The 26,843-nt window shown below is 72.0% G+C and carries 28 protein-coding genes and 1 tRNA gene; 18 read left to right on the top strand and 11 right to left on the bottom strand.

All coding sequences use genetic code 11. The features are described from left to right. Positions 1-253 precede the first annotated feature (253 nt). The 3 genes from CD790_RS29435 to CD790_RS29445 form a co-directional block, all read right to left on the bottom strand. Positions 254-1,018 (bottom strand): nucleotidyltransferase family protein, encoded by a 765-nt coding sequence (locus CD790_RS29435; protein WP_144386424.1) that lies wholly within the window; start codon positions 1,016-1,018, stop codon positions 254-256. 157 nt (positions 1,019-1,175) lie between these two features. Then, entirely contained in the window at positions 1,176-1,592 is a 417-nt protein-coding gene (locus CD790_RS29440; protein ID WP_144386425.1) for a hypothetical protein, read from the bottom strand. 306 nt (positions 1,593-1,898) lie between these two features. Then, positions 1,899-3,026, bottom strand: a complete 1,128-nt coding sequence (locus tag CD790_RS29445) for an ABC transporter ATP-binding protein (protein WP_144386426.1) — start codon at positions 3,024-3,026, stop codon at positions 1,899-1,901. A 182-nt stretch (positions 3,027-3,208) separates the two neighbouring features. Here CD790_RS29445 and CD790_RS29450 point away from each other — a divergent pair. The 8 genes from CD790_RS29450 (at position 3,209) to CD790_RS29485 (ending at position 11,516) form a co-directional block, all read left to right on the top strand. Next, positions 3,209-3,281 (top strand) — tRNA-Thr (locus CD790_RS29450). Positions 3,282-3,957: 676 nt separating this feature from the next. After that, positions 3,958-4,824 carry a response regulator transcription factor gene (locus tag CD790_RS29455; RefSeq protein WP_144386427.1) on the top strand — a complete coding sequence of 289 codons (867 nt, stop codon included), beginning with the start codon at positions 3,958-3,960 and terminating at the stop codon, positions 4,822-4,824. Between the two features lie 40 nt (positions 4,825-4,864). After that, positions 4,865-5,731 carry a LuxR family transcriptional regulator gene (locus CD790_RS29460; protein WP_144386428.1) on the top strand — a complete coding sequence of 289 codons (867 nt, stop codon included), beginning with the start codon at positions 4,865-4,867 and terminating at the stop codon, positions 5,729-5,731. A gap of 190 nt (positions 5,732-5,921) precedes the next feature. After that, the gene (locus tag CD790_RS29465) at positions 5,922-6,656 is read left to right on the top strand and encodes an IclR family transcriptional regulator C-terminal domain-containing protein (protein WP_313956550.1); all 735 of its coding nucleotides are present in this window, start codon (positions 5,922-5,924) and stop codon (positions 6,654-6,656) included. A 388-nt stretch (positions 6,657-7,044) separates the two neighbouring features. Then, entirely contained in the window at positions 7,045-7,830 is a 786-nt protein-coding gene (locus CD790_RS29470; RefSeq protein ID WP_260867988.1) for a LuxR C-terminal-related transcriptional regulator, read from the top strand. 48 nt (positions 7,831-7,878) lie between these two features. Then, positions 7,879-8,772 (top strand): LuxR family transcriptional regulator, encoded by an 894-nt coding sequence (locus CD790_RS29475; RefSeq protein ID WP_144386429.1) that lies wholly within the window; start codon positions 7,879-7,881, stop codon positions 8,770-8,772. Between the two features lie 89 nt (positions 8,773-8,861). Beyond that, entirely contained in the window at positions 8,862-11,105 is a 2,244-nt protein-coding gene (locus tag CD790_RS29480) for an MMPL family transporter (RefSeq protein WP_144386430.1), read from the top strand. Between the two features lie 159 nt (positions 11,106-11,264). Beyond that, on the top strand, positions 11,265-11,516 hold the full coding sequence (locus CD790_RS29485) for an acyl carrier protein (protein ID WP_144386431.1): 252 nt from the start codon (positions 11,265-11,267) through the stop codon (positions 11,514-11,516). A 120-nt stretch (positions 11,517-11,636) separates the two neighbouring features. Here CD790_RS29485 and CD790_RS29490 read toward each other — a convergent pair whose 3' ends face one another. From CD790_RS29490 to CD790_RS29510, 5 genes are read right to left on the bottom strand one after another with little or no spacing between them, the layout of a single operon-like run. Further along, positions 11,637-12,062, bottom strand: a complete 426-nt coding sequence (locus tag CD790_RS29490) for a DUF3995 domain-containing protein (RefSeq protein WP_144386432.1) — start codon at positions 12,060-12,062, stop codon at positions 11,637-11,639. A 39-nt stretch (positions 12,063-12,101) separates the two neighbouring features. Beyond that, positions 12,102-13,049 (bottom strand): 3-hydroxyacyl-ACP dehydratase FabZ family protein, encoded by a 948-nt coding sequence (locus tag CD790_RS36310; RefSeq protein ID WP_260867989.1) that lies wholly within the window; start codon positions 13,047-13,049, stop codon positions 12,102-12,104. Between the two features lie 5 nt (positions 13,050-13,054). Then, positions 13,055-13,300 (bottom strand): acyl carrier protein, encoded by a 246-nt coding sequence (locus tag CD790_RS29500; RefSeq protein ID WP_144386433.1) that lies wholly within the window; start codon positions 13,298-13,300, stop codon positions 13,055-13,057. A gap of 6 nt (positions 13,301-13,306) precedes the next feature. Then, entirely contained in the window at positions 13,307-14,356 is a 1,050-nt protein-coding gene (locus CD790_RS29505; RefSeq protein ID WP_144386434.1) for a beta-ketoacyl synthase N-terminal-like domain-containing protein, read from the bottom strand. Beyond that, positions 14,353-15,513, bottom strand: coding sequence for a beta-ketoacyl synthase N-terminal-like domain-containing protein (locus tag CD790_RS29510; protein ID WP_144386435.1), 1,161 nt, complete (start codon positions 15,511-15,513; stop codon positions 14,353-14,355). Before CD790_RS29510 ends, CD790_RS29505 begins: the two co-directional genes overlap by 4 nt. Positions 15,514-15,851: 338 nt before the next feature. On the opposite strand from CD790_RS29510, the gene CD790_RS36680 reads away from it, so the two are divergent. The 6 genes from CD790_RS36680 to CD790_RS29540 are packed head-to-tail and all read left to right on the top strand — an operon-like array spanning position 15,852 to position 21,585. Continuing rightward, positions 15,852-18,218: an aminotransferase class I/II-fold pyridoxal phosphate-dependent enzyme gene (locus CD790_RS36680; protein ID WP_144386436.1), complete on the top strand. Its 2,367-nt coding sequence runs from the start codon at positions 15,852-15,854 to the stop codon at positions 18,216-18,218. Next, entirely contained in the window at positions 18,211-18,549 is a 339-nt protein-coding gene (locus CD790_RS29520; RefSeq protein WP_260867990.1) for a DsrE family protein, read from the top strand. Before CD790_RS36680 ends, CD790_RS29520 begins: the two co-directional genes overlap by 8 nt. Position 18,550: 1 nt before the next feature. Further along, positions 18,551-18,955 (top strand): hypothetical protein, encoded by a 405-nt coding sequence (locus CD790_RS29525; protein WP_144386437.1) that lies wholly within the window; start codon positions 18,551-18,553, stop codon positions 18,953-18,955. Beyond that, the gene (locus CD790_RS29530) at positions 18,955-19,332 is read left to right on the top strand and encodes a hypothetical protein (protein ID WP_144386438.1); all 378 of its coding nucleotides are present in this window, start codon (positions 18,955-18,957) and stop codon (positions 19,330-19,332) included. Before CD790_RS29525 ends, CD790_RS29530 begins: the two co-directional genes overlap by 1 nt. A 31-nt stretch (positions 19,333-19,363) precedes the next feature. Continuing rightward, complete coding sequence (locus CD790_RS29535) at positions 19,364-20,554, top strand: beta-ketoacyl-[acyl-carrier-protein] synthase family protein (RefSeq protein WP_144386439.1); 1,191 nt, start codon at positions 19,364-19,366, stop codon at positions 20,552-20,554. Continuing rightward, positions 20,551-21,585 carry a beta-ketoacyl synthase N-terminal-like domain-containing protein gene (locus CD790_RS29540; RefSeq protein ID WP_144386440.1) on the top strand — a complete coding sequence of 345 codons (1,035 nt, stop codon included), beginning with the start codon at positions 20,551-20,553 and terminating at the stop codon, positions 21,583-21,585. Before CD790_RS29535 ends, CD790_RS29540 begins: the two co-directional genes overlap by 4 nt. Before the next feature lie 9 nt (positions 21,586-21,594). Here CD790_RS29540 and CD790_RS29545 read toward each other — a convergent pair whose 3' ends face one another. Continuing rightward, a complete protein-coding gene (locus CD790_RS29545) occupies positions 21,595-22,044 on the bottom strand; it encodes a DUF3515 family protein (protein WP_144386441.1) in 450 nt (149 codons plus the stop codon). Positions 22,045-22,145: 101 nt separating this feature from the next. Then, positions 22,146-22,316, bottom strand: a complete 171-nt coding sequence (locus CD790_RS34950) for a hypothetical protein (protein WP_186319295.1) — start codon at positions 22,314-22,316, stop codon at positions 22,146-22,148. A 69-nt stretch (positions 22,317-22,385) separates the two neighbouring features. Here CD790_RS34950 and CD790_RS29550 point away from each other — a divergent pair, with 69 nt between their 5' ends. Next, on the top strand, positions 22,386-22,871 hold the full coding sequence (locus CD790_RS29550; RefSeq protein WP_144386442.1) for a hypothetical protein: 486 nt from the start codon (positions 22,386-22,388) through the stop codon (positions 22,869-22,871). Positions 22,872-23,046: 175 nt separating this feature from the next. Continuing rightward, positions 23,047-23,352, top strand: a complete 306-nt coding sequence (locus CD790_RS29555; protein WP_144386443.1) for a cupin domain-containing protein — start codon at positions 23,047-23,049, stop codon at positions 23,350-23,352. Positions 23,353-23,405: 53 nt separating this feature from the next. Here CD790_RS29555 and CD790_RS29560 read toward each other — a convergent pair whose 3' ends face one another. Next, positions 23,406-24,125, bottom strand: a complete 720-nt coding sequence (locus tag CD790_RS29560; RefSeq protein WP_144386444.1) for a hypothetical protein — start codon at positions 24,123-24,125, stop codon at positions 23,406-23,408. Positions 24,126-24,310: 185 nt separating this feature from the next. On the opposite strand from CD790_RS29560, the gene CD790_RS29565 reads away from it, so the two are divergent. Continuing rightward, a complete protein-coding gene (locus CD790_RS29565) occupies positions 24,311-25,414 on the top strand; it encodes an aminopeptidase P family protein (RefSeq protein ID WP_144386445.1) in 1,104 nt (367 codons plus the stop codon). Positions 25,415-25,524: 110 nt separating this feature from the next. Beyond that, a complete protein-coding gene (locus tag CD790_RS29570; protein WP_144386446.1) occupies positions 25,525-26,745 on the top strand; it encodes a helix-turn-helix domain-containing protein in 1,221 nt (406 codons plus the stop codon). Positions 26,746-26,843: the final 98 nt, after the last annotated feature.

Genomic DNA, 26,843 nt, shown 5'->3' on the forward strand with positions numbered 1-26,843 from the left:
ACACCGAACCCGGAAGGCCCTCACCCATTCAAGATCCCTCAACCGAGACCTGGGTCACCCGTCCACAACCTCCCCGGACAGAACAGCTAGGCGGCCGACGGTCCCGGACCGGACCCGGCCGGCCATCGGCGCCCGGCCGCCCCGCGCCGGGTGCCCGAAGGGCCCGTACGACGCTCTCGCGCGTCGTACGGGCCCTTCGTCGTGGCGCCGGGGCGTCGTGGCGTCGTGGCGCCGGGTGGTGCCTGTCGCCCGGTCAGCTCCGGGCCGCGGCCAGCTCCCGGGCGGCCTCCGTCAGGTCCTTCGCCGTGTCGATGGCCCGCCAGTAGGCGCCGTGCGGCAGCGGGAAGCCGGCCAGCCGGCGTTCGCGGGCCAGCCGCGGGAAGGTGGTCCGCTCGTGGTCGCCGTGGTCGGGGAGGAGCGCGGTGAACTCGGCGGAGAAGACGTAGACGCCCGCGTTGATCAGGTAGGGGGAGGGCGGTGCCTCGATGAAGTCGAGGACGTGGCCGAACTCGTCGGTCTCCACCGCGCCCCAGGGAATCCGCGGGCGGGCGAGGGCGAGGGTGGCCAGCGCGTCGCGCTCGCGGTGGAAGTCCGCCATGTCGCGCAGGGAGAAGCGGGTCCAGATGTCGCCGTTGGTGGCGTACCAGGGCTGGTCGGAGTGGGGGAGCGAGGCGGCGGCGTACTTCAGTCCGCCGCCGCGGCCGAGCGGCTCCGGCTCGACGACCGTGGTGACCCGCAGTGGGAGGTCCGCCGCGTCGAGCCAGTTCCGCAGCACGTCGGCGAGGTGGCCACAGGAGATGACCGCGTCGGTGACGCCCTCGGCCGCCAGCCACTCCAGCTGGTGGCCGATGATCGGGGTCCCGGTGCCCGGGATCTCCACCATCGGCTTCGGCCGGTCGTCTGTGTACGGGCGCAGCCGCGATCCCTGGCCACCGGCCAGGATGACGGCCTGTGTGGGGCGTATCGGCTGCGACCGCCCCGCGGCCGACAGGGTGGAACTGTGGGCATCACCATTCATGGACGGCACCCTATGCGGTGCCCGGGGCGGTCCCGCGCGGGGGAGAAGGGGCGGGGGAAGGAGCGGTGGGCGGGAAGCCCTCGGAGGGGCTTCCGAGCGGGGGTGGCCCACCGGGCCGCGGGAGGGGCGGCGAGCGCCCCGAGACGGGCCGCGCGGCTCAGCGGTCGGCCTGGGCGACTCCCGAGGCGAAGGAGACGTCGCAGACGGGCCGGGCGTAGGACTGGGCGCGGCTGGCGCTGCGGTACTTCTCCACCGCCGCCCGGCCCAGGGCGCGGGCGATCGAGGCGCAGTGCTCGGCGATCGAGGGTCGGCGCTCGCTCTCCGCCTGCAGATGGGTGAGGGCCGTGCCGGGATCGGTCTCCTGGAGCTCGGCCAGCAGCCGGTCGCGCAGCTCCTCGTGGGGGGCGAGCCGGTCCTGCGGGGAGGCCTTGTCGGAGGAGGCGGCGAGGACGCGTGAGTCGGTGCCGTGAGAGGCCCAGGGGACGCGGGTGACCGCGAGCGTCCCGGAGAGCACCAGGACGACGGGGAGGACGAGGGCGAGTGTTCTGCCGATGCGGCGGGCTGCGGTGTTCACGGAGGTCTTCCTCGCGGATCGGGGTGGGCGTGAGCGGTACGCCCGCGATCGTAGCGAGGAGTGATGATTTGGCGACATTTAGTCACCCCGTCGAGTGACGGAGTGGCGGTCGAGGCTCGACGTGATGTTGACGTACGGGGCTCGAAATGAACCTTCTGCTGGGCTATTTGTCGACAACGGCCGAGGGTGCCACCTCGTCCACGAGGTGGCACCCTCGGCTCCGTATGGGCCTCCGGCCCGTTCCGCACGGCCGCCCGGCCCGTTCCGCACGGGCCTGGGGGCCGGGCCGCGCCGGGCGCGGTGGGGTCAGTCGGTCAGGCGCTCGCCGGAGGAGGTGGAGAAGACGTGGGTCTCACCCGGACGCGGGACCACGTGCAGCACCGACCCCTTGGCCGGGACCTGGCGGCCGTTGACCCGGACCACCAGGTCCTTGACCGTGCCGCCGACCTCGGCGGTGCCGTAGACATAGCCGTCGGCGCCGAGCTCCTCGACGACGTTGACGGTCACGGCGAGCCCGGCCGGGGCGTCCTTGGAGAGCGACTCGCCCGCGTCGCCGCCCTGCTCGACCACGTCGAAGTGCTCGGGGCGGATGCCGACGGTGACCGTGCGGTCGCCCTTGTCGGCCGCGGCGCCCAGCGCCTCCCGGGAGACCGGCACGAGGCTGTTGCCGAACTTCACCCCGCCGTCGGTGATCGGCACCTCGACCAGGTTCATGGCGGGGGAGCCGATGAAGCCGGCCACGAAGAGGTTGGCCGGGCGGTCGTACATGTTGCGCGGGGAGTCGATCTGCTGGAGCAGCCCGTCCTTGAGCACGGCCACCCGGTCGCCCATGGTCATCGCCTCGACCTGGTCGTGGGTGACGTAGACGGTGGTGATCCCCAGGCGGCGCTGGAGGCCGGCGATCTGGGTACGGGTCTGCACGCGGAGCTTGGCGTCCAGGTTGGACAGCGGCTCGTCCATGAGGAAGACCTGCGGTTCGCGGACGATGGCGCGGCCCATCGCCACGCGCTGGCGCTGACCGCCGGAGAGCGCCTTGGGCTTGCGGTCCAGGTACTCGGTGAGGTCCAGGATGCGCGCCGCGTCCTCGACCTTCTGCCGGATCTCGGTCTTGTTGACGCCGGCGATCTTGAGCGCGAAGCCCATGTTCTGGGCCACGGTCATGTGCGGGTAGAGCGCGTAGTTCTGGAACACCATGGCGATGTCCCGGTCCTTCGGCGGCAGGTGCGTGACGTCGCGGTCGCCGATGCGGATGGCGCCCCCGTTGACGTCCTCCAGGCCCGCGAGCATGCGCAGCGAGGTGGACTTGCCGCAGCCCGAGGGGCCGACGAGGACCAGGAACTCGCCGTCCTCGATGGCGATCTCGAGCTGGTCGACGGCGGGCTTGTCGCTCCCCGGGTAGATCCGGGTCGCCTTGTCGAACGTGACCGTAGCCATGGGTGTATGGGTCCCTTCACCGGCAGGAACGTGCCGGACGATCCGAGTAAAGGTAGATGTGGTGTCCACCGGGTGGACATGCGGTGACGCTACCTGCCGTCGCGCGCCCTGTCAGCAGTGATGCGCAATCGCAATTTCCGACCGGGGCATCGCGCGGTCGTGGGTACACTGCTGTGAGTCTTGCCGCCTTAGCTCAGCTGGTAGAGCACCGCTCTTGTAAAGCGAAGGTCGTCGGTTCGAACCCGACAGGCGGCTCTGGATCGGAGAACCGCAGCTCGCCCCACCCGGTGACCTGCGGTTTTTCATGTCCTTACGTCCTGCGGGGGCCGGCCGGGGCGGGCGGCCGTGCGGGCGGCCCGCCCCCGGGCGCGGGGGGCGGCTCGGTGACGGGCGCCGCGACGGCCGGTGGCGGGCGTCGCGACGGCCGGTGGCGGGCGCCGGGACGGGCGTCGGGACGGCCCCCGACCGAGGGGCGCCGCGACAGGCCCGCAGGGTGTCGGAACGTTGTCGTCCGCGAGGCTTCCGGTATCCATCCTCTGGAACGGGGACGGTCGGGGCCGTCGTCTCGGACGGCGGGCGGGGTGGAAACCCCCGGATACGGGTGATCGTAAAGCTGTCAACAAGCGGCCACGGATGAAGGTGTCGCTCGCCGAACGTCGCCGTTCCAAGCCCTTCGCCTGCGGAGCGTGTTCGCTTCGTGAAGGTTGCCGACCGGGACTGCAGCTTGATGACAATCCGCGCACCCCCGATGCCCCGGTGAGCAGATCCATCGGAGGCGTGTGGGTGTTTTGCCCAAGCTTTACGGACTGGGTTTCGTTGACTGGCTCCCAACCGGCCAACTAGCCTCGCGCCACCAGAGCTTGGGAAGGCTTTCCTGACACAGCGCGATCGGTTCGGTGGAAATGCCTCCCGCGCATGGCATGGGGGAGTCATGTCTGAACAAGCGAATGTCAGCAATGTCAGCAAGGTTACTCATCCGGATGCGGGCGCCCGAGGCCGCTCGACCGTGCCCACCGACACCACCGGCGACGTCACCGAGGGTCTGGCCGCCAGCGGCCAGGACGGCTTAGAGGAGGCGTTGCTGCGGGTGCGCCGACTGATCGAGGCGGCGGTGGACCTGCACCGCCGCAACACCGTCCCGGCCACCCCGCTGGTGCCCGTCAGCGACGCCGCCGCCGTCCACGACGCGATAGCCCAGCTGATCGAGCAGGCCAAGCACCGGCTGAGCATCACCATGCCGGGCGGGGTCGAGCGGGCCCGGCCGATCATGCCGCTGCTGCCGCGGATCAGCGCCATCGCCCGTAGCGGCATCCCGGTGCGGATCCTGGCGCACCCGCGGGTGCTGGGGCCGCTGGGCATCCTCTCGGCGGTGCGGCGCGGCAACGCCGGATACGAGGTGCGGGTCCTCGACATCGACCTCCAGGGCACCGTGGTCGCCGACGGGCAGGTGGCCTTCGGGCGCTCGGGGCCGCAGGACGAGTGCGTGCAGGCGTCGGTCATCCTCGACCCGATGGCGGTCCGCACCCTGGATCTGCTGTTCGCCGCGAACTGGGGCAGCGCCCGCCCGCTCGCCGAGCATCTGCGGCTCGCGGAGCGGCTGCACACCGACTCCGCCCGGCTGATCCTGGGACGGCTGCGGGCCGGGCGCACCGATGACGCGGCGGCCCGGGAGATCCAGGTCTCGCTGCGCACCTATCGCCGCCATGTCGCGGCGATCATGCGGGACGTCGGCGCCAACTCCCGCTTCCAGGCGGGGGTTCGGGCCGTGGAGCTCGGCCTGCTCGCGGAAAGTGACTGAGTGAGCTGACCGGCCCGACTGATGTCACGAGGTGAGTAGGGTGAGCAACGCCGCACCGTCCGGAGCGAACGCCGAGCGTGGCCGGCTCCACCGCGCCATGGACCGTCGGACGGCCGGGGCCGTCGACGACCGGCAGATCGAGGACGACATCGCGCAGGAACTCATGGCCGTCCGAGAGCTCATCGAGACGACCGTCGTCAAGCACCGTGTCCGGCAGTCCCGTTCGCACTGGGTCTCCGCCGTCGACACCCATGACGAGGAGATGGTGGCCGCCGGCGACCAGCTCATCGGCACGGCGCGCAGATCCATCGACGTGGTGTACGCGGTGGCCGACCCCTCGCACTCGCGGGTCGTGCGGACCGTGCTCACCCGCTGGCTGACCACCGGCCCGAGGAACGTGCGCACCCGGATGCTGTGCAACCGGTCCACCGTCGACCGGCCGCTGATCCGCGCCTATGCGGAGGCCGGCCGCCCGCTGGAGGTGCGGGTGGCCCGGGTGCCGATGCTCTCCGCGCTGATGGTGGACGGCCGTGAGTCCCTGGTCTGCGCCGATGTGCCCGGGGGCAGCGAGGCGTCCTCGATCCGCGACAGCGGGGTCATCGAGACGATCGCGGTGCTGTTCGAGGGGCTGTGGCGCAGCGCCGTGGTGGTCACGGACGAGATCGACTTCGGTGACCGGGCGCGCACCAAGATGGTGCGACAGATCCTGGAGTGGCTGCGGCTCGGCGTCACCGACGAGGTGGCGGCGCGCGAGCTGGCGGTGTCGGTGCGCACCTACCGGCGCTGCGTCGCCGAGATCATGACACTGCTGGAGGCGAACTCCCGGTTCCAGGCCGGGGTGCGCGCCGCGGAGCTGGGGCTGCTGCCGCCGTCGAACGCGGCGGAGCCGCCGAGCAGACGCGGCTGATCCGCTGATGTGAAGGTCGACTCTCCACGCCCTGGCAGCTTCCTGTAGCGGTCGTATCCGGCTGCCCGGCACCGGGGTTAGATAGGGGCCCGCGGGACACCTTGATCCACGTGGCCGGTGAGTTGACGGGGGAGAGAGGGAGCGGCCGAGCCCGTATCCCGAATGGCTTACCGGACGAGGAGGCACCATCGTGACGACAGTGATTTCCGAGCAGACGCTGAGCGGAGTCGGCGTCCTCGATAAGGCGTCGCTCTTACTGGGAGTTCTGGAGAAGGGACCGGCGTCGTTGTCGCGGCTCGTCTCCGACACCGGGCTGAAACGCCCCACCGTGCACCGGCTGGTGTTGGCGCTGGAGCGGCTGCGGCTGCTGGCGCGCGACGCGCAGGGGCGGTTCATCCTCGGCCCGCGGCTGGGTGTGATGGCGGTCCAGGCGTGCCAGGACCGTCTGGTGACGGTGGCCGAGCCGGTGCTCTCGGAGCTGCGCGACCGCACCGGGGCCAACGCCCGGCTCTACCGCCGCCACGGCAATGTGCGGGTGTGTGTCGCCGAGGCCCAGGCGTTCGGCAATCCGGTCGGCCACGACCGGGCCGCGGTCGGCGCCGCGTTCCCGATGAGCGCCGGCCCCGCCTCCCAGGTGCTGCTCGCCTGGGAGCGCCCGGACGAGCTCAACGCGGGCCTGCGCGGCGCCCAGTTCACCGCGGCGGTGCTGTCCGGGGTGCGGCGCCAGGGATGGGCGCAGAGCATCGGCGGGCGGGAGCACCCGGGCGCCGCGGTGGCCGCTCCGGTGCGCGATCCGGGGGGCCGGGTGGTGGCCGCGGTGTCGATCTCCGGGCCGACCACCCGGCTGACCACGGCGCCGGGACGGCGATACGGCGGGGCGGTGGTGGACGCGGCGATCCGTATCGCCGGCGGATTCGTCCAGTAGCCGGATGTGGCGACGGCTGTTGCAGAACTGTCGAATTTCCCCGGGGAATGCCGAATTCCGGCATGGAATTAGGAATTCCATGCCGGATGGCGATGTCGGGTTCCAGAAAACGGGCTGAGGCGCCGCGGCGGGGGCCGGCGTCCGTAACGACTCTGTCACTCTTGTCACCGTGAGCCGGGGCGGGAGGCTTTGCGATCCCTTGGGCCGTGACTATCCGTCGTTGACTGGACAAGAACCAGCGAACTAATCTCAACTCGGCACGTTTAGCCGACCGTGCACCGATTTGCGGATGGCCGGCCCTGGAGCCGTCGTTTCAATTTTAAAGTGAAACGAAATCCGCGGACTCGGCAGGGCGAGAACACATTCGCTGAGGGCTCTAGGGGAAACCATGATCGATCTGTCGCTGCCGTCGCGCCCTGCCGAATCCATCCCGGACACACCCGAAGACACCCTGGAACGCGTGCTGCTCCAGGCCCGCGCACTGATCGAGTCCACGGTGACGGCGCGCCGCAGCGCGCCCGGCTCCCGCGCCCTGTTCGAGATACACCCGGAGGGCCAGGCGGTCGTGGACACCACCACGCGGCTCATCGGCCGGGCCCGGCACAGCGTCTCCATCGCACTGCCCGGCGGCTGCGAGCTCCAGGTGCGGGCGGTGGGGGCCGCCATCTCCGCGCTGGGCGCCGCCGGTCGGCGCGGGGTGACGGTCCGGCTGCTGTGCTCGCCGCTGATGATCGGCAGCGCGCTGGTGCGCGACGCCTCGGCCGCCGGCTGCGAGGTCCGGGTGGTCACCGGCGAGCTCCAGGAGTCCGTGATCGCCGACGGTCGGGTGGCGATGGTGCGCTCCGGGCCCGAGCGCACCGGGCGGAGCGCCGCGATCCTCGAGAACCCGGCCGCGGTGCGGGCGCTGGACCTGCTGTTCGCCAGCACCTGGGCCGGCGCGGTCCCGCTCGCCGCGGGGGCGGTGCTCAACGAGCGGCTGCGGCTGGAGACGGTGCGCAAGGTCCTCCAGTGGCTGTGTTCGGGCCAGACCGACGAGGTGGCCGCCCGGGAGCTCTCGGTCTCGCTGCGCACCTACCGCCGCCATGTCGCGGAGATCATGCGGGCGCTGGGCGCCACCTCCCGCTTCCAGGCCGGGGTGCGGGCCGTGGAACTCGGACTGGTGGAACGCGGCTGACCGGACGCGGTGTCGACGGCGAAGAGCACGTTCACGGGGGTGAGTGGGATGGACGAGGCATACGACGGGCGCGAGGCGTTCGGTGCCTATGGATCACACGAGACGGACGGGTCGCTTGAGGCACAGGGCAGCCACGACGAGCTGGAGCGTTCGCTGCTCGAGGTCTGCGCCCTGATCGAGCAGACCGTCGACAAGCACCGGGACCGGCGCGCCCAGCCGGCCCTGGTGTACGAGGTGCCGGCCGGCAGCGCCGACCACGCCGCGCTCGCCCGCGAGCTGATCGCCGGCGCCACCGAGAGCGTGGAGGCGGTGCTCGCGGGGGAGCCGGGGCGCCGCTGGGCCACCCACGGCACCCTGCACGAGCTGACGGTGGCCGGCCTGGTCGAGGCGGCCACCCGGGTGCTGTGCACCCGCGCCACCTTCGACCCGGAGCTGCTGCGGCGGCTGCCGGCGTGGAAGGGGCGGCCCGCGGTGCGGGTCAGCGGGATGCCGACCCTGGAGGTGCTGATCGTCGACGAGCGGGCGGCGCTGGTCTGCGTCGACTCCGGCTCCGGCGGCGCCGCCTCCCTGATCCACGCGCCCTCGGTGATCCGCGGGCTGCACACCCTCTTCGAGCGGGTGTGGCGGACGGCCATGGAGCCGACCGGGCCGGTCGGGCTGAACGACGGCGCCCGCACCCGGCTCAACCGACGCATCCTGGAGCAATTACGGGCCGGGGTGACCGACGAGGTGGCGGCGCGCGAGCTGGCGGTGTCGGTGCGCACCTACCGTCGTTACGTGGCGGAGCTGATGTCCCGGCTGGGCGCCACCTCCCGCTTCCAGGCCGGGGTGCTGGCCGCCGAGTACGGACTGCTGCCGGCCCCCACGGCCTTTCCCGCCCCGACCTCCGCGCCGGCTTCCGGTCCTGTTCCTGTCGACCGCCGCCCGTCCGCTGGCAGTTAGCTGACGGGTTCCTTTACCTCGCCCGGATTCCAGCCCTCCGGCGGAGCAGGGTAACGGACGGAAGGAAGGAACCACGGACGGAGTAAAGGGTGTTTGCTTGGCTGGGGCAGTTTGTGGTGCGGGCGCGCCGGGCGATTCTCGTCGCCGGGTTGGTCCTGATCGCCGCCGTCGGCATGTGGGGAATGGGCGTCTCGGAAACCGGCGTCCTGAGCCAGGGCGGCCTCGAAGACAAGAGCAGCGAATCCTATCGGGCCATGGAGCGGATGAAGTCCGAGGTGGGCCGGCAGGATTCCGACGTACTGGTGCTGTATTCACAACCCGGCACCTCCGTCGATAATCCAGAATTCAAGCAGTCGGTGACCGCGGCGCTGGAGAAGGCGCGGCGCAGCCCGGAGGTCGAGCACGTCGAGTCGTACTACGACGCCGGACTGCCGCCCTCGACGCGGGAGGCGCTGGTCTCCGAGGACCACGAGGCCACCTACGCGGTGGTGCGGCTCAAGGGCGCCGACGACGACCAGCGCATGACCTCGTACCTGGACCTGAAGGACGCCGAGGGCGGCAACCCGCTGGTGGTGCCGGGGGACGGGATCACCACCCAGCTGGGCGGCCTGCGGCCGATGCTGGACGACGTCAACAGCGGGATCACCGACGGGCTGACCATCATCGAGGTGGTCACCGTCCCGGTGCTGTTCCTGCTGCTGCTGTTCGTCTTCCGCAGTGTGGTCGCGGCGCTGGTGCCGGTGGTCGTCGCGGTCATCGCGCTGGTCTTCGGCATGGCCGCGATCAGGGCGCTGAACGAGGCCACCACCGTCTCGGTCTTCTCGCTGAACGTGCTGATGTTCATGGCGCTCGGCCTGGCGGTGGACTACGGCCTCTTCATGGTCAGCCGGTTCCGTGAGGAGTTGGCCGCGGGCCGGGAGGTGGGACCCGCGGTCGTGCGCACCATGCGCACCGCCGGGCGGACCGTCCTGGTCTCCGGTATCACCGTCACCCTCGCCCTGACCGGCCTGCTGGTCTTCCCGCAGGCGTATGTGCGCTCCATGGCCTGGGGCGGGCTGGTCGGCGCCTTCTTCGCGATGGTCGCCTCGCTCACCGTGCTGCCCGCCTTCCTCGCCGTCATCGGGCGGAAGGTGGACGCGCTGCGGGTGCCGCTGCCGCGCCGCCGCCGTAGCGCGGAGGGGGCGCCGGAGACCGGCGGCTGGGGCGCGGTGGCGCGCTTCGTGATGCGGCGCCCGGCGATCGTCACCGTGCTCACCGTGGGCGGTCTGCTGGTGCTCGCGGTGCCGGTGTCCGGGGTGACCTTCGGCACCAGCGACGAGCGCACGCTGGCGAAGGACGCGCCCAGCCGGGTGGTGGCCGACCGGCTGGACGACGAGTTCGCCTTCGACGCCCGCAAGTCGCTGTACGTGCTGGTCTCCGGTGTCGAGGGCGGCGAGCGCCAGGCGCGCTCCGCGGCGCAGGAGCTGGCCGGGCGGATCCGGTCGGTCGAGGGCGTGGACGCCCCGACCGTCGGCGTCGTGGGCGCCCGGGCGGAGGGCGGCACCGGTTCTGCCGTGGTCGTCGCCAACCACAAGGGGGAGTGGACCTCCGGGCAGGCGCGCGACGTGGTCGGCGACATCCGCGAGCTCAAGGAGCCGGACGGGGCCGAGGTGCTGGTGGGCGGCATGGCCGCCGATCTGAAGGACCAGCGCTCCGCGCTCGCCTCGCACCTGCCGCTGATGGCCGCCGTCATCATCGTGATCACGATGCTCTTCATGTTCCTGGCGTTCGGCTCGCTGCTGGTGCCGCTGATGTCGGTGGTGCTCAACATCGTCTCCATCGCGGCCGCGTTCGGTCCGATCGTGCTGATCTTCCAGGACGGGCATCTCTCCGGGCTGCTGGACTTCACCTCCTCGGGCTTCGTCACCGGCATGGAACCGGTGATGATGCTGGCCTTCGCCTTCGGTCTGTCCATGGACTACTCGGTGTTCCTGATGTCCCGCATCCGCGAGGAGTGGGACACCACGGGCGACGCCGAGCAGGCGGTGGTGGCCGGGGTGCAGCGCACCGGCGGGATCATCACCTCCGCGGCCGTGCTGCTCGCGGTGACCATCGGCTCCTTCGCCCTGGTCGAGGTGCGCGACATGAAGTTCATCGCGGTCGGGATGTTCGTCATCATCCTGCTCGACGCCACCGTGGTGCGACTGCTGCTGGTGCCCGCCGTCCTCAAGCTGCTGGGTCCGGCCGCCTGGTGGGCGCCGAAGCCGCTGCGTCGCTTCTACGCCTCGTACGGCATCAAGGAGACCGACGGCGAACCGGCGGAACCGGCGCCGGCTTTGAGCGGCCGACCCTGAGGAAATCGCGCTGTCAGCCCCTTGCTGACAAAGCCGCATAAGGCTTTGTCAGCTTGCTGCAGCACTTCTTGCGACGTCCGCCCGGGCATCGATAGAAAAGACTCGGGCGGACGTTCCGCGTATTCCCTGAGCAGATAATTCCCGAAAGAGGGCCCAGGCATGTCCCAAGAGCGTGAGACGCGCATCCAGACCATCAAGGAGATTGTCTGCGACATCCTTGAGATCGAAGAGGACGAGGTCACCCAGGACAGCCTCTTCAAGGAGGACCACGACGCGGACTCGCTGCGCGCCATCGAGATCCTGGCCGCGCTGGAGAAGGAGTTCAGCGTCGTCATCGACCAGTCCGAGCTGCCGCGCATGGTGAACCTCAAGGGCGTGTACGAGGTCGTGGCGGAGTCCGCCGGCTGGTGAGCCCGACCACGGATGAGCCCGCCGTCGCGGTGACGCGACGGCGGGCTCATCCGTGGTCCGGTTCCGTTGTCGGACACGGCCGTTGGCGGCGGCCGGGGGTCAAGCGGGATCGAAGGGCGCTCAGTTGGCGAGCGCCACCACGCCCACCATCAGACCCAGGGCGATGCACAGCGGCGAGTAGACGGCCGAGTTGAGCCGGCTGAACTCCTCGGCGGAGCCGCTGTTCATGGCGTAGCCGCCGAGCCCACGGCCCAGCAGCGCCACGGCCAGGCCGTAGATCGCGACGGTGCGCATCCAGCTCGGGCCGAGCTGCGGGACCGTGTCGTTGACCATCAGTGGCACGACCGCGGCGACGATGATGACCAGGCCCATCACGGCGGAGAGCGCGGCGGGGAACGGCCAGGCCCCGTCCTTCGCGCCGAAGACGGACTTGACGAATATCTCGGTGCTTTCAAAGGGCCACGGCGAGAACGCCCAGACCACATGCAGAAGGCCGATCGCCAGCAGGGCGATTGCCGCGATCCAAGCGGCCGCAGTGGTGATCATCACCATCCCTTTCGGTAAATGTGCATGGTCGGCTCGATGCTACGGGGTGGGGGCCATCTCGGGCCGTATCAGGGTGGCTTGACGGCGTGCCAGCACCATCTGGCCTGCGGTGAGCACCAATTTGCCACGTACACGAGTTGAACCTTCAAAGAATTGGGTGTCATTGAGGGTTCGGGTCAGCCGCACGGTGTGTTCCAGGAGATCCCCCGGATAGACCGGTTCGCCGAACGAGACGTGGCCGTAGCTGCCGAGCATCAGCACCTCGGAGGCCAGGACGTCGGTGTTGGCGGCGTCGGCGGTGGCCAGCATCGCGGCGGCCTGGTTGAGCGACTCCATCAGCAGGCCGATCGGGTACGCGTACGCCTCCGCGGCGGTCGGCTCCGGGCGCTGCCAGCGGTACCACGGCTCGCCGTAGGTCACCGCCTTCACCGCCGTGACGTGCTCCCCGGGCACGAAGTCCAGCACCTGGTCGATCAGCAGCATCTGCTGGCGGTGCGGGATGCGCTGGACGATGTCCGGGACGAGCATCCGGTCTCCGGTCCCGGAGGCCGGCGCCGTGACGGCGGGGAACGGCTCGACGGGCGCGGCGGCCGGGGCGTAGCGCAGTCGCACCCGCGCCACCGCCGCCCGCGGGCCGGAGAGGACGCCCCGGACCAGCCAGCCGTCGCCCTTCGGCGTCCAGGTGAGTTCGACGGTCAGCAGATCGCCGGGGTAGGCCGGGCTGAGGAAGCGCGCGGACTCCACGGCGGCGAGCCGGAGCGGCCCGCAGCCCTCGGGCGGGGCGGCGGCCGCGGCCCGGTGGGCCGACTCCACGAGGAAGACCCCGGCGAAGATCGGGAAGCCGGGGTAGTGGCCGTCGAAGACCGGCTCCTGGGCGTCCAGGGCGAGTTCGGCGGTGGTGATGTGGTGGGCGTCGGGGCCGGACCGGCCGGTCCGCACCACGGTGAGCGGGGTGCGGACCGAACGGCAGAACTGGGTCGAGCCCATCCGGCTCAGGCGGCTTTCCGGGTGAGCAGCTCGTAGGTCTGCCCGAAGTTCGTGATCTGCTTGAACTCCTCTTCGTTGATCTTGATGCCGAAGGTCTTCTCCAGCTGCACCATGATCTCCAGGCCCATCAGCGAGTCGACGCCGAGATCCTCGATGTAGTTCGCCTCGTCGGTGACCTCCTCGACCTCGACGTCGAGCGCGTCGGCCACGAGCTCGCGGAGTGCTTCCTTCTCGATAACGGCAGTCGACATGTCTGGTCAGCTTCCTTCCGTGGGTGAATCCATGGGTGACAGGGGAATGTGGGGCGCCGGGCTGACCCGGGCGACCGCGACGGTGCCCGCCCGGCCGGCGGTGATGATCAGCCGTGGTTCCGCGGCGCCGAGCGCGTCGGCGACCTGACGTACGGGGCCCAGGCACCCGGCACCGGCCGCGACCGGCTCCGCGCGCCCCTCACAGGCCCGCGCCAGCGCGTCGGCCACCGGAGAGCCGTCGGTGATCAGCCGGACGCCGTCGGCGGGCAGCCGCGGCAGGCCGAGCCCGGCCAGCGCGGCGGCGAGCAGCCGGCGGGCGTGCTCGGGTCCGTCCCCGGCGGCGGCCGCCGCCGGCGGCAGACAGAAGACCCGCGCCGTGACGGTGCCGAGGCTCCGGCCGCCGCGCGCCGCGACCGCGGACGCCGGCTCGAAGACCAGCGCCACGGCCCCGTCCTCGGGCGTCCCGTCGAGCGCGAGCGCCTTGTCGTCGGCCGGCGGCGGCTCCTCGGCGGCGCCCGCCAGCAGCCAGTCCGCGCGGCCGAAGCGCAGGGCGCGCAGCCCGGCGTGGACCGCCTCCAGGCCGCCGGTGCCCGGGGTGTGCACACCCAGGCTGAAGCCCTTGAGGGCGTGCTCGATCGCCAGCCGGCCGGCGATGAGGTTGGGCGAGAAGTAGGGCGCGGCGGCGGGCGAGATCAGATGGGCCTCGCCGCCGGTGGTGGCGGCGTCGACCTCGGTGTGGATCCGGGCCGCCCCGTGGTTGCTGCCGATCGCGACCGCGCGCCGCTCCTCCGGCGTGGTCTCCAACCCGCCCCCGGCCGCCGCCAGGGCCCGCCGGGTCGCGGAGAGCAGGTACTGACAGGCCGCCGGCAGCTTCTTGTACCCCCGCCCCAACTCGGCCCGCTGGTCGAACCACCCGTCGGCGCCCGGCGCCGGGGGAAGGGTGGTGCCGATGGCGGTGACCACGAGGTCCCGGGCGGGGGCGGCGGAGGTCGGGACGGCTGGGTCGGCCGTGGTGCCGGCGCTCGCCCGGGGCGTCGCGTCGTGGAGGTCGGTCATGCCGCCACCCCCTGGAGGGCCAGCGAGATGTTGTTGCCGCCGAAGGCGTAGGAGTTGACCAGGGCCACCCCGCCGTCCAGCGGGGTGATGCCGGTGGGGAGGTGGACGGGGCACTCCGGATCCGGCTCCCGCAGGGGAGGGTTGGGCGGGATCTCGCCGTGGTGGAAGGCGAGCGCGGCGAGGATGGTGCCCATCACACCGGCGCCGCCCGCCAGGTGCCCGATGATCGCCTTCAGGTTGTGCAGCGGGATCTCGGCCAGCCGGTCGCCGAAGGCGTCCGCCATGGCGGTGGCCTCGGTGGAGTCGTTCAGCGTGGTGCCGGTGGCGTGCGGCACGATGAACGAGACGTCCTCCGGCCCCGCCCCGGCCTGCGTCAGGGCGTCCCGCATGGCCCGCTTGATCTGGGTGCCCGACGGATCGGGAGCGGTGGGGTGGGCGGCGTCGCAGCTCCAGCCGGAGCCCGCCAGCCGGGCGTAGGCACGGGCGCCGCGCGCCGCGGCGTGCGCGGCCGACTCCAGCACCACCGCGCCCGCGCCCTCGCCCAGGACCACGCCCTGCCGCCCCTTGTCGAAGGGGCGGGGCCGCTCCGGGCCGAGGGCGCCCATCCGGTTGAAGGCCGCGATGGTCACCCGCGAGTACGCCTCCACGCCGCCCGCGATCACCACGTCCGCCTCGCCGGCCTCGATCATCTCGGCGCCCATGGCGATCGCGTAGCCGCTGCCGGAGCAGGCGTTGCTCAGGCTCACCGCCCCGGCGCAGGGTCCGATCCGGGCGGCCAGGGCCGAGGCCATCGAGAACGGCGGCGAGCCGCCCGTCACGGCCGGCGCCTCGCCGGCCCTGGCGAGCTCGGTCTGCCGCGCGTCCCCGACGCTGGAACCCATCAGCACGGCCACCCGGTACGGGTCCACCTCGCCGACGCGGCCGTCGGCGGCCGCCTCCTCCCCGGCGGCGACGGTGAACTCGGAGGCCGGCCCGCCCGCGTGGACGGCGGACCGGCCCGGCACCATGTAGTACAACGGGAGCGGCACCTCGGCCCGCTCGTCCGGCACCCGGTCCGGCTCCGCGGTACGGGCCGCCATGACGCCGTTCCAGAAAGCGTCGACACCCGTGCCGAGCCGGCAGACGGCACCGAGGCCGGTGATGACGATCTCGCTCACCGCGTGAAATCTCCCTGCTTCCTGGGGCTTTCCCGGACTTTCTTCGGGCTTTCCTGGGGCCTTAACGTCCTTGCGTCATATCCCGACCTCGACCGACCTCGACCGGCCTCGACTGAAAAGGCCGCGAATTGAAGCTAGCGGTCGTCCAATGTCCCCGACAACGCCTTGGCAACAACGTGCAGTTGCTCGCGGAAGGCGTGGACGGCCGCCGGGCAGGAACCTGTCAGGAGACCGCTTAAAACCGCGTTACCCCCGGTCGGCCCGGCTACGTTTCCGACACAGTAATCGTCCGGGCGGACCGCCGGGACGAGCCGGCGGAGAGGAACGGTAGAGGAGATATGTCGCTCTCGGAATGGGGTTTCGGGGACTTCGCGCAGACGCTGCGTGAACTCGGCTTCAGCCGCCCTCCGGCCTCCGACATCATGCCCGGCGCGGTCCATGGCAACGGCTCGTATGTCACGAATTTCGCGCCGGTCAACTTTCTCAATCTGCAGCGCCGCGCCGATGTCATGGAGCGCATGGTGGCGGCGACCCAGCAGTACGGCCTGGCCAGCGGCGGCTCCCGTACGCTGCAGGGCGTCTCGCTGCACCACCTGGCGATGGAAGAGACCATCTCCCGCTATCTCGGCAAAGAGGCGTCGATCAGCTTCGGCACCGGCGTGCTGGCCAACATCGGCTTCATCCACGCGATGTCCGGCCGTCAGGTCTTCAGCCGCGGCCTGGTGCTGGACAACAGCGACACCGTCTTCGTCTTCGACCGCGACGCGCACTGGTCGCTGTGGAAGGCCGCGGAGGGGCTGAAGTACGGCGAGCGGCTCTTCTCCTTCAAGCACAACCGGGTCGACGAGCTGGAGAAGGTCCTCCAGGGCCTCCAGGGCAAGCGGGTCGTGGTGGTCTTCGAGTCGGTCTACTCGATCGACGGCACCGTCGCCCCGATGCACGAGATCGTCGACGTCTGCGAGAAGTACGGCGCGCTGTCCTTCTGCGACGACGCCAACGGCTTCCTGGTCTACGGCCCGTCCCACCGCCGCTTCTACGACGAGTACCAGGGCCTGCTGCGCTCCACCTTCATCATGGTCTCGATGAAGAAGGCGGTGGGCGTGGAGGGCGGTCTGATCGCCGGCCCGCGGGACGCGATCGAGGGCTTCGAGGTGCTCACCGGCACGGCGACCTTCACCGCCGGCATGTCCGCCCCGGCCGCCGCCGCCACCGACTACATCACCCAGCTGCTCGCCTACAACGAGCCGGGGATCGTCGACAACTACCTGGCCAAGGTGGAGGACTTCCGGCGCCGGCTGTTCGCCGCCGAGCTGCCGGTCACCGAGACCGAGACCTGCTTCACCTCGATCCAGGTCGGTGACGAGCACAAGGCGTTCGCCGTCCACCACGACTTCCTGGAGCGCGGCTTCCGGGTGCCGGTCTACTGCTACCCGGCCACCAAACGCAACGAGGCCGTCCTGCGCATCATCCTCAACGACGCTCACACGGACGAGCAGACCACCGAGTTCATCAAGGTGGCCAGCGAACTTCGGGACAAGTACGGTTTCGACGGGCCCAAGAAGCGTCCGAACCGCAACGTCAGCCCCCTGCAGAAGACGGTCACCCACGTGCTGAACGAGCCCAGCCAGGTCGAGGTCCGCCCGCGCTACGAGGGCAACAACATCAACACCTGGATCGGCTTCAAGCACGTCAACTACATGGTGGAGGAGGCCGTGCTGGCGCACTTCCGCGCCGCCGGGCTCTCCTCGCGCACCCTCTTCGAGGAGTACGGTCTCGGGCTGGACATCGCCCGCCTCGACACCCGCATCCTCAACGCCTTCCACCTGGACGAGTCGGCCGTCGCCACCGTCACCCCGGTCGGCAAGGGCCAGGAGCTGACCTTCCGCGTCACCCTCTCGAAGAGCACCACGGGCGCCGAGGGCACCGAGGGGGCCGACGGCGCCGAGGGGACCGAGGCGGGCGGCAAGGCCACCAAGGACGTCACCGCGCAGGTCAAGGTGGTGCTGCGGCGGGAGAAGTACGTCGACGCGACCAACGCCGTGCCGCGCGAGCTCTCCCGGTTCGCGGTCAACAAGATCGCCCACGCCCAGCCGGAGCGCGACGCCGAGGTCACCCCGTCCGCGGACTGGGGCATCACCGCCACCCACCGCACCGACCCGCTGCTCAAGGAGCTCACCGAGGGCCGCAACGCGATCGGCTGGCGCTGGCGCATCCCCTACCCGTACTGCCACAACAACGAGCGGCTCCAGATGTCCGGCTACCTGCGGCTGATGGAGGAGGCCAAGGACCGGTTCGTCGCCGACCGCGGCATCTCCATCAAGACGCTGCTGGACGAGCGCAAGTGGATCCCCGTGGTGCCGCGGTCCCGGATCGAGTTCCTGGACGAGGCGCTGATGGAGGAGGAGCTGTACATCGTCTACTCCGTCGAGGACGTCTTCAAGGACTTCACGTACACCTCGCGGATGGACTGCTACGTGGTGCGCGACGGCAAGCTCGTGCCCACCGCCACCGGCACCATCGTGCACGGCTACGCCGAGATCGCCGACCGCAAGAACTGGTCGCTGGTCAGCTTCGACGACCGGGTGCTGGCCGCGCTGAACGGGACGGTGGCCGAGGAGGGCACCGCCGCCGAGGAGGAGCCGGCGGCCGCCGAGGCGGAGTCCGACCCGGGCGTGACGATGCACCTCTCGCTGCGCGGTGCGTGACCTCGTGCCGGGGTATCTGCTGATCGAGTCCAACGGACCCGCGTCCGGTCCGGGCGGCGCGCGCTTCTTCACCGATGCGCTGGCGCTCGCCCGGGCCGGGCACCCGGTCCGGCTGGTGCTCATCCAGGAGGGGATCGGCGCGGCCGTGCCGGAGACGGCGCCCGAGCTGGCGTCGCTGCTGGACGCCGGCGGCGAGCTGTGGGTGGACCGGTTCTCCGTCCTGCAACGCGGACTGACCCCGGACGACGTGGCGACGCGGGCACGACTGGTGGAGATGGACGAGGTGGCGGCGGCGCTGCTCGCCCCCGACGTACAGGTGGTGTGGCACTGAGATGGCCGGTGCACCCAAGACCGATGTGATGCTCGTGGTGATGGGCCCGCCGCACTCGGGGGAGCTCACCACCTCGGTGCTGCGGCTGACCCACGCGCTGCTGGCCCAGGGCGCCACCGTGCAGGTGTGGGCGTGCGGCTACAGCACCATGCTGAGCCAGCAGGCGATGGGCGAGACGAAGCCGATCAACCTGCTGGACCGGCACGCCGAGTACCCGACCACCGTGGCGCTGATCCGCTCCCTGCACGAGGCGTTCCCCGGTCGGCTGTGGTGGTTCGGCTGCCGTGCGTGCAGCGAGCACCGCGGCGCCACCGGACACATCCCGGAGGTCGTGATGCGGGCCCCGTCCACCTTCGGCAAGCACGTCGCCGCGGCCACCAAGACCGTTTTCATGGGGGTGGCGTGATGCCGTCGCTGGCGATCGTGGAGCGCGCCTACCGGGGCGCCCTGGAGGTCTCCTACTTCGACGCGCTCTTCCTGGCCATCGAGATCCATCGACAGCTCGGCCTGGACGTGCTGCTCCGCGGCGAGGCCGTCGGCTACGCGCTGCGGGCCGACCCGCCGCCCCCGCTGACGGTCGGCACCACCGTCGTGGAGGCGTACGACGCGCCCCGCGAGGACCTGCTGCGCCTGCGTGACCTGGGGGTGGGGATCTGGGTCGAGGAGCCCGACCTGAGGGCCATGGGGCTCGGCCCGGAGCGGCTGGCGGAAGGGGTGCGGTGCGTGGCGGCCGGGGAGTTCGCGGCGCGCTGGCCCAGTTACGACCGGGTCTTCTTCCTGTAGGGCCCGAATTCTCTAGATCCCGGAGGTACCGGTGACCGAGGTTGTCATAACCGGTCTGGGGGCGGTGTGCCACCTGGGCGGGGGCGTCGAGAGCTTCTATCGGGCGCTGCTCGATCCCGAGCGGGCCGTGCCCGACACGACGACCGACCCCCTGGCGCACGTACCCGTGCCGAACTTCTACTTCACCCCCAAGGGGGCGGTGCCGGCCGAGCCGGCCGTCGTGGACGGGCTGCCGGTCGGGCACGCCACCCGCACCGCGCTGACGGTCGCCCGCGAGGCGGTGGCCGACGCGGGCCTGGAGGGCGCCCTGGACGCGCACGGCACCGCCGTCCTCATGGGCAGCAGCGTCGCCGACGCGTATGTCGTCGAGGACTGGCGGGCCCACGGCTCCTTCCCGGAGGAGGACCGCTGGACGCCGGTCTTCTCCACCGCGTCGGTCGTCGCCCAGCTGCTCGGGGTCAACGGCCTGGCCACCGGTGTCAGCAACGCCTGCTCGGGCAGCGGCTACTCGATGGCCATCGGCGCCGACATGATCCGGGCCGGCGAGGCCGACGTGGTGGTCGCCGGGGGCTTCGAGACCTACTCGCGGGTGGCGCTGGCCGCCTTCAACCAGGTCGGCGCCCTGGACCCGGTCAGCTGTCGCCCGTTCGACGTGGGGCGGGGCGGGACGGTGCTCAGCGAGGGCGCGGGCGCGGTGGTGCTGGAGCGTGCCGACCGGGCCCGGGCGCGCGGGGCGCGGATCTACGCCACGCTGGCCGGCTCCGGCTGGAGCTGTGACGCCTTCCACGCCACCGGGCTGGACCCGGAGGGCGCCCAGATCGTCCGCGCGATGCGGGACGCGCTGGAGGAGGCGGAGGCCAAGCCGGACGACGTCTCGTTCATCGTGCCGCACGCCACCGGCACCAAGCTGAACGACGTCACCGAGTCGCGGGCCATGGAGCAGGTCTTCGGCCCCCGGACCGCGGAGATCCCGCTCTACAGCCTCAAGGCGCTGACCGGCCACACCGGGGGCGCCTCCGGGGGCCTCGGCGTGGTGGCCGCGGCGCTCTTCCTGCACCACGGCTCGATGGCGCCCAACCTCCCGGTCGCCGAGCAGGACCCGGAGTGCCGGGTGCACGTGCCCACGGAGCCGACGCCGCTGTCGGGCCGGCTCGGGATGGTGAACGCCTACGCGTTCGGAGGGAACAACATGTCTCTGGTGCTACAGGGGGAACCCCGATGAGGGCGGCGACGGCGACGACGGCGGTGACCACGGGCGACCCGGCTCCGGCCGCGAAGGCGACGACCGCGATGACGACCGCGATGACGACCGCGACGGCGGTGGTCACCGGCATCGGGATCGTCACCCGGGAGACGCTGGACCCGGCGGGGGAGAAGGAGGGCGACGCCTGGTTCACCGCCCGCGCGGTCCTGGGGCGGGGCTACAAGTACCTGCCGCGCTCCAGCCAGTACCTGATCGCCGCGACGCGCCGGGCGCTGGCGGACGCGGGTACCGACTTCGACGCCATACCGGAGTCCGAGCGGGCCATCACCGTGGGCACCAACAACGGCACCTCGGCGATGCAGGGGGAGTTCGACCGCACGGTGATCGAGCACCGCTCGGACGTGCTCAGCCCGCCGTCGGTGCCGTACTTCTCGGTCAACCTGGTCGGCAGCCGGGTCGCGATGGAGCACCAGCTCAAGGGCTTCAGCCTGGGCGTCCACAGCCCCCGCGTCGCGGGCCTGGAGGCGCTCCAGCACGGTCAGCGCGCCCTCGCCGCGAGGCGCGCCCGCTGGCTGCTCACCGGCGCCGCCGAGTCGCCGCTCTCGCCGGACGAGCCGGGGGTGGCGGGCGGGGAGGACGGCGCGGTCGCCCTGGTGGTGGAGCCCGCCGCCGACGCCGCCGCGCGCGGCGCCACCGGCTACGGCCGGGTGCGCGTGCGCAGCTTCCTGCTGCCGCGCGCGCAGGCCGCCCGCGCGGACGGCCTGGACCTCGCCCGCCGCCCCGTGGAGGCCGCCCTCGCCGGACTGGGCCTGGGCCTGCGGGACCGGCGTCGTCATCCGGTGCGGCTGGTGGCCGAGGACTGCGTGGTCGCCGACCGGGTGTCCCGGCTGCTGGGCCCGTCCGTCACCCGCGTCCCGGCGGCCTCCGGCTGCCTCGGCCCCGTCCTGGAGGTCGCCGACCTGTTGACGAGCGGGGCCGGGGAGCACCTGGTGGTGAGCGTCGCGGAGCAGGGGAACGTGTCGATCGCGTACGTGGCACCGGGCCGCTAGCGGGCCCGGTCAGATGCAGGTGCGGCCCTGGCGGATCCGGGAGACCGCCCGACTCAGATCCACCAGGGCCTCCCCCGGGTTCGAGCCGGCGTCGGAGAGGACGACCTCGACGGCCGGGTTCCGGCCGTAGCTGATGAGCACCTGGGTGCCGTCCTTGGACTTCGCCTCCTCCAGGACCCAGTCGACCCCGTCCACCTGGAAGCAGGGGTCGACCGTCGGCCGCGGCGGCTCCATGCCGCACCGCAGCACCACCGTCTCGTCGCCCCACACGGCCACTCCCGGGGGCAGGTCGGCGTCGGAGCGGGACTCCCCGAGGAGTTCGTCGGGGTAGTCCTCGGCGATGCGCTCACAGAGCCGATGATCCCCGCGCGGGGCACCCTCCACATCGGACTCGGACGACCGCGTCGCGTGGACCACCAGCCCGGCGGCGGCGACGATCGCGAGGACGGAGGCGCCCATGGCCAGGCGCACCCCGCGGGGGGACGCCGGCGGCGACGGGGACGCGGACGGCGGCGCGGGGTCCGTTCCGTCCCGCGCCGTGAGATCGCTCTGTTCCTGCGTCAATGGCGCCGAGCCTCCCCCGTGTTGGCGACCGTGGTCACCGCTTCACCACGGTCGATCATATGGCCGGTACGCGCCCCCACCTCGTCCGGGTCGGCGTCGCGGACGGGGGCGAACCGGCTGGTGAGGCCGCCGTCCTGGGCGTCGGAGTCGAGGGCTAGGCTGGCCAAGCGCCAGACCGGGGGCATCGGCTCCCGGGTCTCCGGCTGCCTTTGTCGTCGAGACGATGGAGCGGACCGATGAGCGTTCCCCTGCCCCGGGTGGCCGCGTTCGCCGCGGCGGCGTCGTTCGTTCCGTGGGGGGTGGCGGCGTCGCTGTCCGCCGCCCTCACCCCCGTGGGAGTCACCCCCTACGAGGGCCAGACCGCCGCGGAGGCGCGGCGGGAGGCATGGGCGTCGTACGCCGACGAGTGGTTCTCCCCGGAGGCGCTGCTCCTCCCGGTGCTGACCTTCCTCGCCCTCGTCGCCCTGCAGTACGTCGGCTGGCGCGCCAACCGCTGGCTGATCGCGGCGAAGAACGTCCTCGGATACGCGGGCGTCCTGGCGCTGGTGACCCTGGTGCGGGGCATCGCCGCGGGCGACGAGCGGCCGGAGGACACGGTCTTCCTCATGCTCAGCCTGGCGCTGCTCACGCTCCAACTGCCCGCGTGCTACCTGGTGTCGGCGGCGATGGCGAAGCCGTTCGAGACGGCGGCGCACGGGGGCGCCGTACGGGGGCGCGCGTAAGCGCTCCGTGGGCAGTCCACGACGGGCCGTCGGATGGTCGGGTGGAGATCCTTTGCCGAACGGTCAGCCCATCGGCCGCGCCGCTCGCCTAGGTTCGAGGACACCGAACGAGACCCGAGAGCGGGCCGGCGAGCCCGCGTGCTCCCGCCGTCCCGCGGAGGAGGCGTGTGCCGTCATGAGCCCGATCGACCTGAGGACCACCGCGGCGGAGCTGCCGGGGAGCTGGCGCTCGACGATCCTGGGGGAGGTGGGCGGCGCCTCGGTGAAGGTGCTGCGGATGGACGCGATGCCGGTGGCGGAGGAGAGCCACCGGGCGCCCGAGGCGCTGCTCGTCCTCGACGGACGGCTCGAACTCGACGTCGCGGGGCGGCCGGTGTCCGTGGGGCCGGGGGAGCTGTACATGGTCCCGGCGGGGACGCCGCACGCGGTCCGCCCCGGCAGTCGGGGCACGCTGGTGATCGTCGAACACGCGGAGGGCTGAGGCGGGACGCCTGGGGCGGGGCGGGGCGGGTCGGGCCGGGGTCGCCGGGCCGGCTACTCCGTGACGGAGGCGCTCTCCAGCACCTCGTCGACGCGCTCCCGCCGCTCCGGGGCGTCACCGGAGAGGCCGAGCAGGAAGGCCGAGCGGTGGTCGTCGACCGAGACGAGCGTCATCCGCAGATGGAGCTGGTGGCCCTCGCCGTCGTCGACCCGGAGGGCCACCGTGTGGGCGGGCCGGTCGCTCACGGTCGTGGCCCGGGACTCCTCCAGGGTGGAGCGGCCGTCCGGGCAGAAGAACTCCGCGTTCGACCGGGCCGCCATGCGCGTCTGCCGCTCCAGGGCGGCCTCCGGGATGGCGCCGGCCCGGCCGGCGAGGACGGTGCTGCCCCCGATGCCGTCGTCCGTTCCGCCGGGCTCGCCCTCGGCGCCCGCGGGGTCCTTGACACCCACGGCCGAGGTGAAGGCGTCGATCAGGTCCTTGCCGGACTGCTCCTTCCAGCCCTCCGGTATGGCGTACGAGATCCCGGCCGCCCGGTCCGTCACCCGCGGCCGCCCGGCCAGCACCGAGTCGTCCTCGGAGCGCGTCAGCCACCAGGCGCCGGCGGTCGCGCCCGCCACGACCAGAAGCACCGCCGCGATCACCCCGACCACGGCCGCGCGGCGCCGGCGCGGCGGCGCGGGCGGCAGCGGGGGCAGCGGTGTCAGGGGCGGCTGGCCGAAGTGTCCGGTCTGGGGCGGGTGCGGCGGCGGGCCGACGAGGGGAGGCGTCGTCATGCCCCCAGCCTCCCGGTGCCGCCCGGCCCCGACCTGAGCGTTCGTACTCACTCCCGTACTCAGTTCCCCCGGCTGGCGCAGCGATCGTGACAGTCCGCGTCCGCGCGGGCGCGGAACGCGCGCGGGGGTGAACGGAGTGATGTCTTCCTGTCGCGGGCGCGGCGCCCCCGCGCGATGCTGGCCGCATGACCCTCGTCGACTACTCCGTTCGCATGGAACGCGCGCTCCGCGCGGCCGCCGAAGCCGGCCTGGCCGGGCTCATCGTGATGCCCGGCCCCGACCTGGCGCATCTGTGTGGCTACGCCCCCACCGCGGTCACCGAGCGGCTCACCGCGCTGCTGCTCACCCCGGACCGCAAGGCCCGGTTGCTGGTGCCGGTCCTGGAGCGCCCCGAAGCGGAGGCCGCGGTCGGCAGCGCGCCGGTGGAGGTGACCGGCTGGATGGACGGCAACGACCCGTACGAGGATCTCGCCGAGCTGCTCCCCGCCCAGGGGCGGTTCGGCATCTCGGACAGCGCCTGGGCGGCGCATCTGCTGGGTCTCCAGCGCAAGCTGCCGGGCACCGCGTACTCCGCGTTCAGCGAGGTGCTGCCGATGCTGCGGGCGGTCAAGGACGGTTACGAGGTGGACCGGCTGGCCGCCGCGGGCGCTGCCGCCGACGCCACCTTCGAGCGGATCGTCGAGATGCGGTTCTCCGGCCGGCGTGAGCGGGAGGTCGCCGACGACCTGGCCGCCCTGTTGCTGGAACACGGCCACAGCCAGGTGGACTTCACCATCGTCGGCTCCGGCCCGAACGGGGCCAACCCGCACCACGACTCCGGCGACCGGATCATCGAGGACGGCGACATGGTCGTGCTCGACTTCGGCGGCCTGAAGGACGGCTACGGCTCCGACACCACCCGCACCGTCCACGTCGGCGAGCCGACCCCGGAGGAGCGGAAGATCCACGAGGTGGTGCGCGAGGCCCAGCAGGCCGCCTTCGAGGCGGTGCGGCCCGGGGCCGCCTGCCAGGACATCGACCGCGTGGCCCGCAAGGTCATCGGCGAGGCCGGCTACGGCGAGTACTTCATCCACCGCACCGGCCACGGCATCGGCGTCACCACGCACGAGCCGCCGTACATGGTCGAGGGCGAACACCTGCCGCTGGTCCCCGGCATGTGCTTCTCCATCGAGCCGGGCATCTACCTGCCGGGCCGCTTCGGGGTGCGCATCGAGGACATCGTGGTGTGCACGGAGACGGGGGCGCGGCGGCTGAACAACACGGCGCGGGAGCTTCGGATCGTGTCCTAGGGGCGACGACCGGCCGCACGACGGACCCGCCGGCGGTGGGCCGTCGTGCGGTACAACCCGGTGGTGTCCAGGCGTACATTGCGAGGGTCAGCACGCAAGGGGAGCCAGTGATGCCCGAGAGCACCGACAAGCACATCGGGGCCCGCATGCGCGAGTTCCGTGCCATCCGCGACTTCTCCCTCGCCGAATTGAGCCGCCGCGCCCACGTGTCGACCAGCCAGTTGTGCCGCGTCGAGAACGGCGAACAGCCCGCCAGCCCTTCCGTACTCGCCTCCGTCGCCCGCGCGTTGGGCGTCACGCTGTCCGTGCTGCACGGTCAGCCGTACATCCACATGCTCCAGAAGGACCAGCTCGACCGTCTGCTGGCGCCCATCAGCAGCGCTCTGGACGCATGGGACATCCCGCCGGATGACGACGTCCCGCCGCGCTCGCTCGACGACCTCGCCACGGACACGGCGGACGTCGCCGCCAAGCGGGCGCGGGGCGAGTTCGGGGCCGTGGCGGAGGCGCTGCCGGCCCTGATCGCCGATGCCGCGATCGCCGTGCAGACGTACACGGCGCCCGGCCGGGACCGCGAGCGGGCACACAACCTCCAGGCCGAGATCGCCCGCACCACGGCGATCGTGGCGTATCGGCTCGGCTACATGGACCTCGCCCGGCTCGCGCTGGCCCGCATGGCCGTCGCGGCGCCGGAGTCCGGGGACCCGCGACAGGTCGCCGTCGAGCGGTACGAGCGGGCCGTCATCACCCATGCCGAGACGTCGCGCCCGGACCGGGGGGTGGCGCTGATGCGGCAGGCGCTGCGCGACCTGCACGACGACGGGGACCCGGCGACCCTCGCGGTACGGGGCACCCTGCTGCTGCGCGCCTCGGCCCTCTCCGCCGTGCAGAAGGACCATGCCGCAGCGGGGGACTGGCTGGGCCAGGCGAACGACCTCGCCGAGGCCGCCGCCGCCGCGGACGCCGCCGAGGACCCGCCGGGCACGCGGTACGCCCTCGCCTTCGGAGCGTTGAACGTGGCCCTCGGGCGCCTCGACGTCGCCCTCTACCAGGACGACCACGAGGAAGCGCTGCGGGTGGCGTCCGACGTGCGGTTGCCCGGCTCCTACCAGCCGACACGGGTCGCGGGATTCCTGATCCGCAAGGCCGGCGCGGAGGCGTGGACGGCGCGCCACGAGGAGGCGCTCACCTCGCTGGAGCAGGCTCGGGACGCCGCGCCGCAGCTGACGCGCTACCACCCCGAGGTGCACCAGACCGTTGGGACGCTGCTGCGTGCCCGACAGCGGGCGCCTCGACGACTGCGTGAGTTCGCCCAGTGGAGCGGCATTTAGCGCGACACGCCGTCGAGGTCAAGGCTTCGGCGTCCCCACCATGGGGACGCCGGGGCCCTTCCCCGTCGACACGATGTCAGGGTCAGCGCGCCAACCCG

The organism is Streptomyces sp. SAJ15 (genome assembly GCF_007595705.1).
Taxonomy (GTDB): domain Bacteria; phylum Actinomycetota; class Actinomycetes; order Streptomycetales; family Streptomycetaceae; genus Streptomyces.

Coding starts and splice junctions, on each gene's coding strand:
- CD790_RS29475 (WP_144386429.1), top strand. CDS start 7,879: ATGGACGAGGCATACGACGGGCGCGAGGCGTTCGGTGCCTATGGATCA.
- CD790_RS29565 (WP_144386445.1), top strand. CDS start 24,311: ATGACCCTCGTCGACTACTCCGTTCGCATGGAACGCGCGCTCCGCGCG.
- CD790_RS29485 (WP_144386431.1), top strand. CDS start 11,265: ATGTCCCAAGAGCGTGAGACGCGCATCCAGACCATCAAGGAGATTGTC.
- CD790_RS29560 (WP_144386444.1), bottom strand. CDS start 24,125: ATGACGACGCCTCCCCTCGTCGGCCCGCCGCCGCACCCGCCCCAGACC.
- CD790_RS29445 (WP_144386426.1), bottom strand. CDS start 3,026: ATGGCTACGGTCACGTTCGACAAGGCGACCCGGATCTACCCGGGGAGC.
- CD790_RS29470 (WP_260867988.1), top strand. CDS start 7,045: ATGATCGATCTGTCGCTGCCGTCGCGCCCTGCCGAATCCATCCCGGAC.
- CD790_RS29500 (WP_144386433.1), bottom strand. CDS start 13,300: ATGTCGACTGCCGTTATCGAGAAGGAAGCACTCCGCGAGCTCGTGGCC.
- CD790_RS29550 (WP_144386442.1), top strand. CDS start 22,386: ATGAGCGTTCCCCTGCCCCGGGTGGCCGCGTTCGCCGCGGCGGCGTCG.
- CD790_RS36680 (WP_144386436.1), top strand. CDS start 15,852: ATGTCGCTCTCGGAATGGGGTTTCGGGGACTTCGCGCAGACGCTGCGT.
- CD790_RS29490 (WP_144386432.1), bottom strand. CDS start 12,062: ATGATCACCACTGCGGCCGCTTGGATCGCGGCAATCGCCCTGCTGGCG.
- CD790_RS29505 (WP_144386434.1), bottom strand. CDS start 14,356: ATGACCGACCTCCACGACGCGACGCCCCGGGCGAGCGCCGGCACCACG.
- CD790_RS29530 (WP_144386438.1), top strand. CDS start 18,955: ATGCCGTCGCTGGCGATCGTGGAGCGCGCCTACCGGGGCGCCCTGGAG.
- CD790_RS29540 (WP_144386440.1), top strand. CDS start 20,551: ATGAGGGCGGCGACGGCGACGACGGCGGTGACCACGGGCGACCCGGCT.
- CD790_RS29570 (WP_144386446.1), top strand. CDS start 25,525: ATGCCCGAGAGCACCGACAAGCACATCGGGGCCCGCATGCGCGAGTTC.
- CD790_RS29455 (WP_144386427.1), top strand. CDS start 3,958: ATGTCTGAACAAGCGAATGTCAGCAATGTCAGCAAGGTTACTCATCCG.
- CD790_RS36310 (WP_260867989.1), bottom strand. CDS start 13,049: ATGGGCTCGACCCAGTTCTGCCGTTCGGTCCGCACCCCGCTCACCGTG.
- CD790_RS29435 (WP_144386424.1), bottom strand. CDS start 1,018: ATGAATGGTGATGCCCACAGTTCCACCCTGTCGGCCGCGGGGCGGTCG.
- CD790_RS29545 (WP_144386441.1), bottom strand. CDS start 22,044: ATGGGCGCCTCCGTCCTCGCGATCGTCGCCGCCGCCGGGCTGGTGGTC.
- CD790_RS29525 (WP_144386437.1), top strand. CDS start 18,551: ATGGCCGGTGCACCCAAGACCGATGTGATGCTCGTGGTGATGGGCCCG.
- CD790_RS29555 (WP_144386443.1), top strand. CDS start 23,047: ATGAGCCCGATCGACCTGAGGACCACCGCGGCGGAGCTGCCGGGGAGC.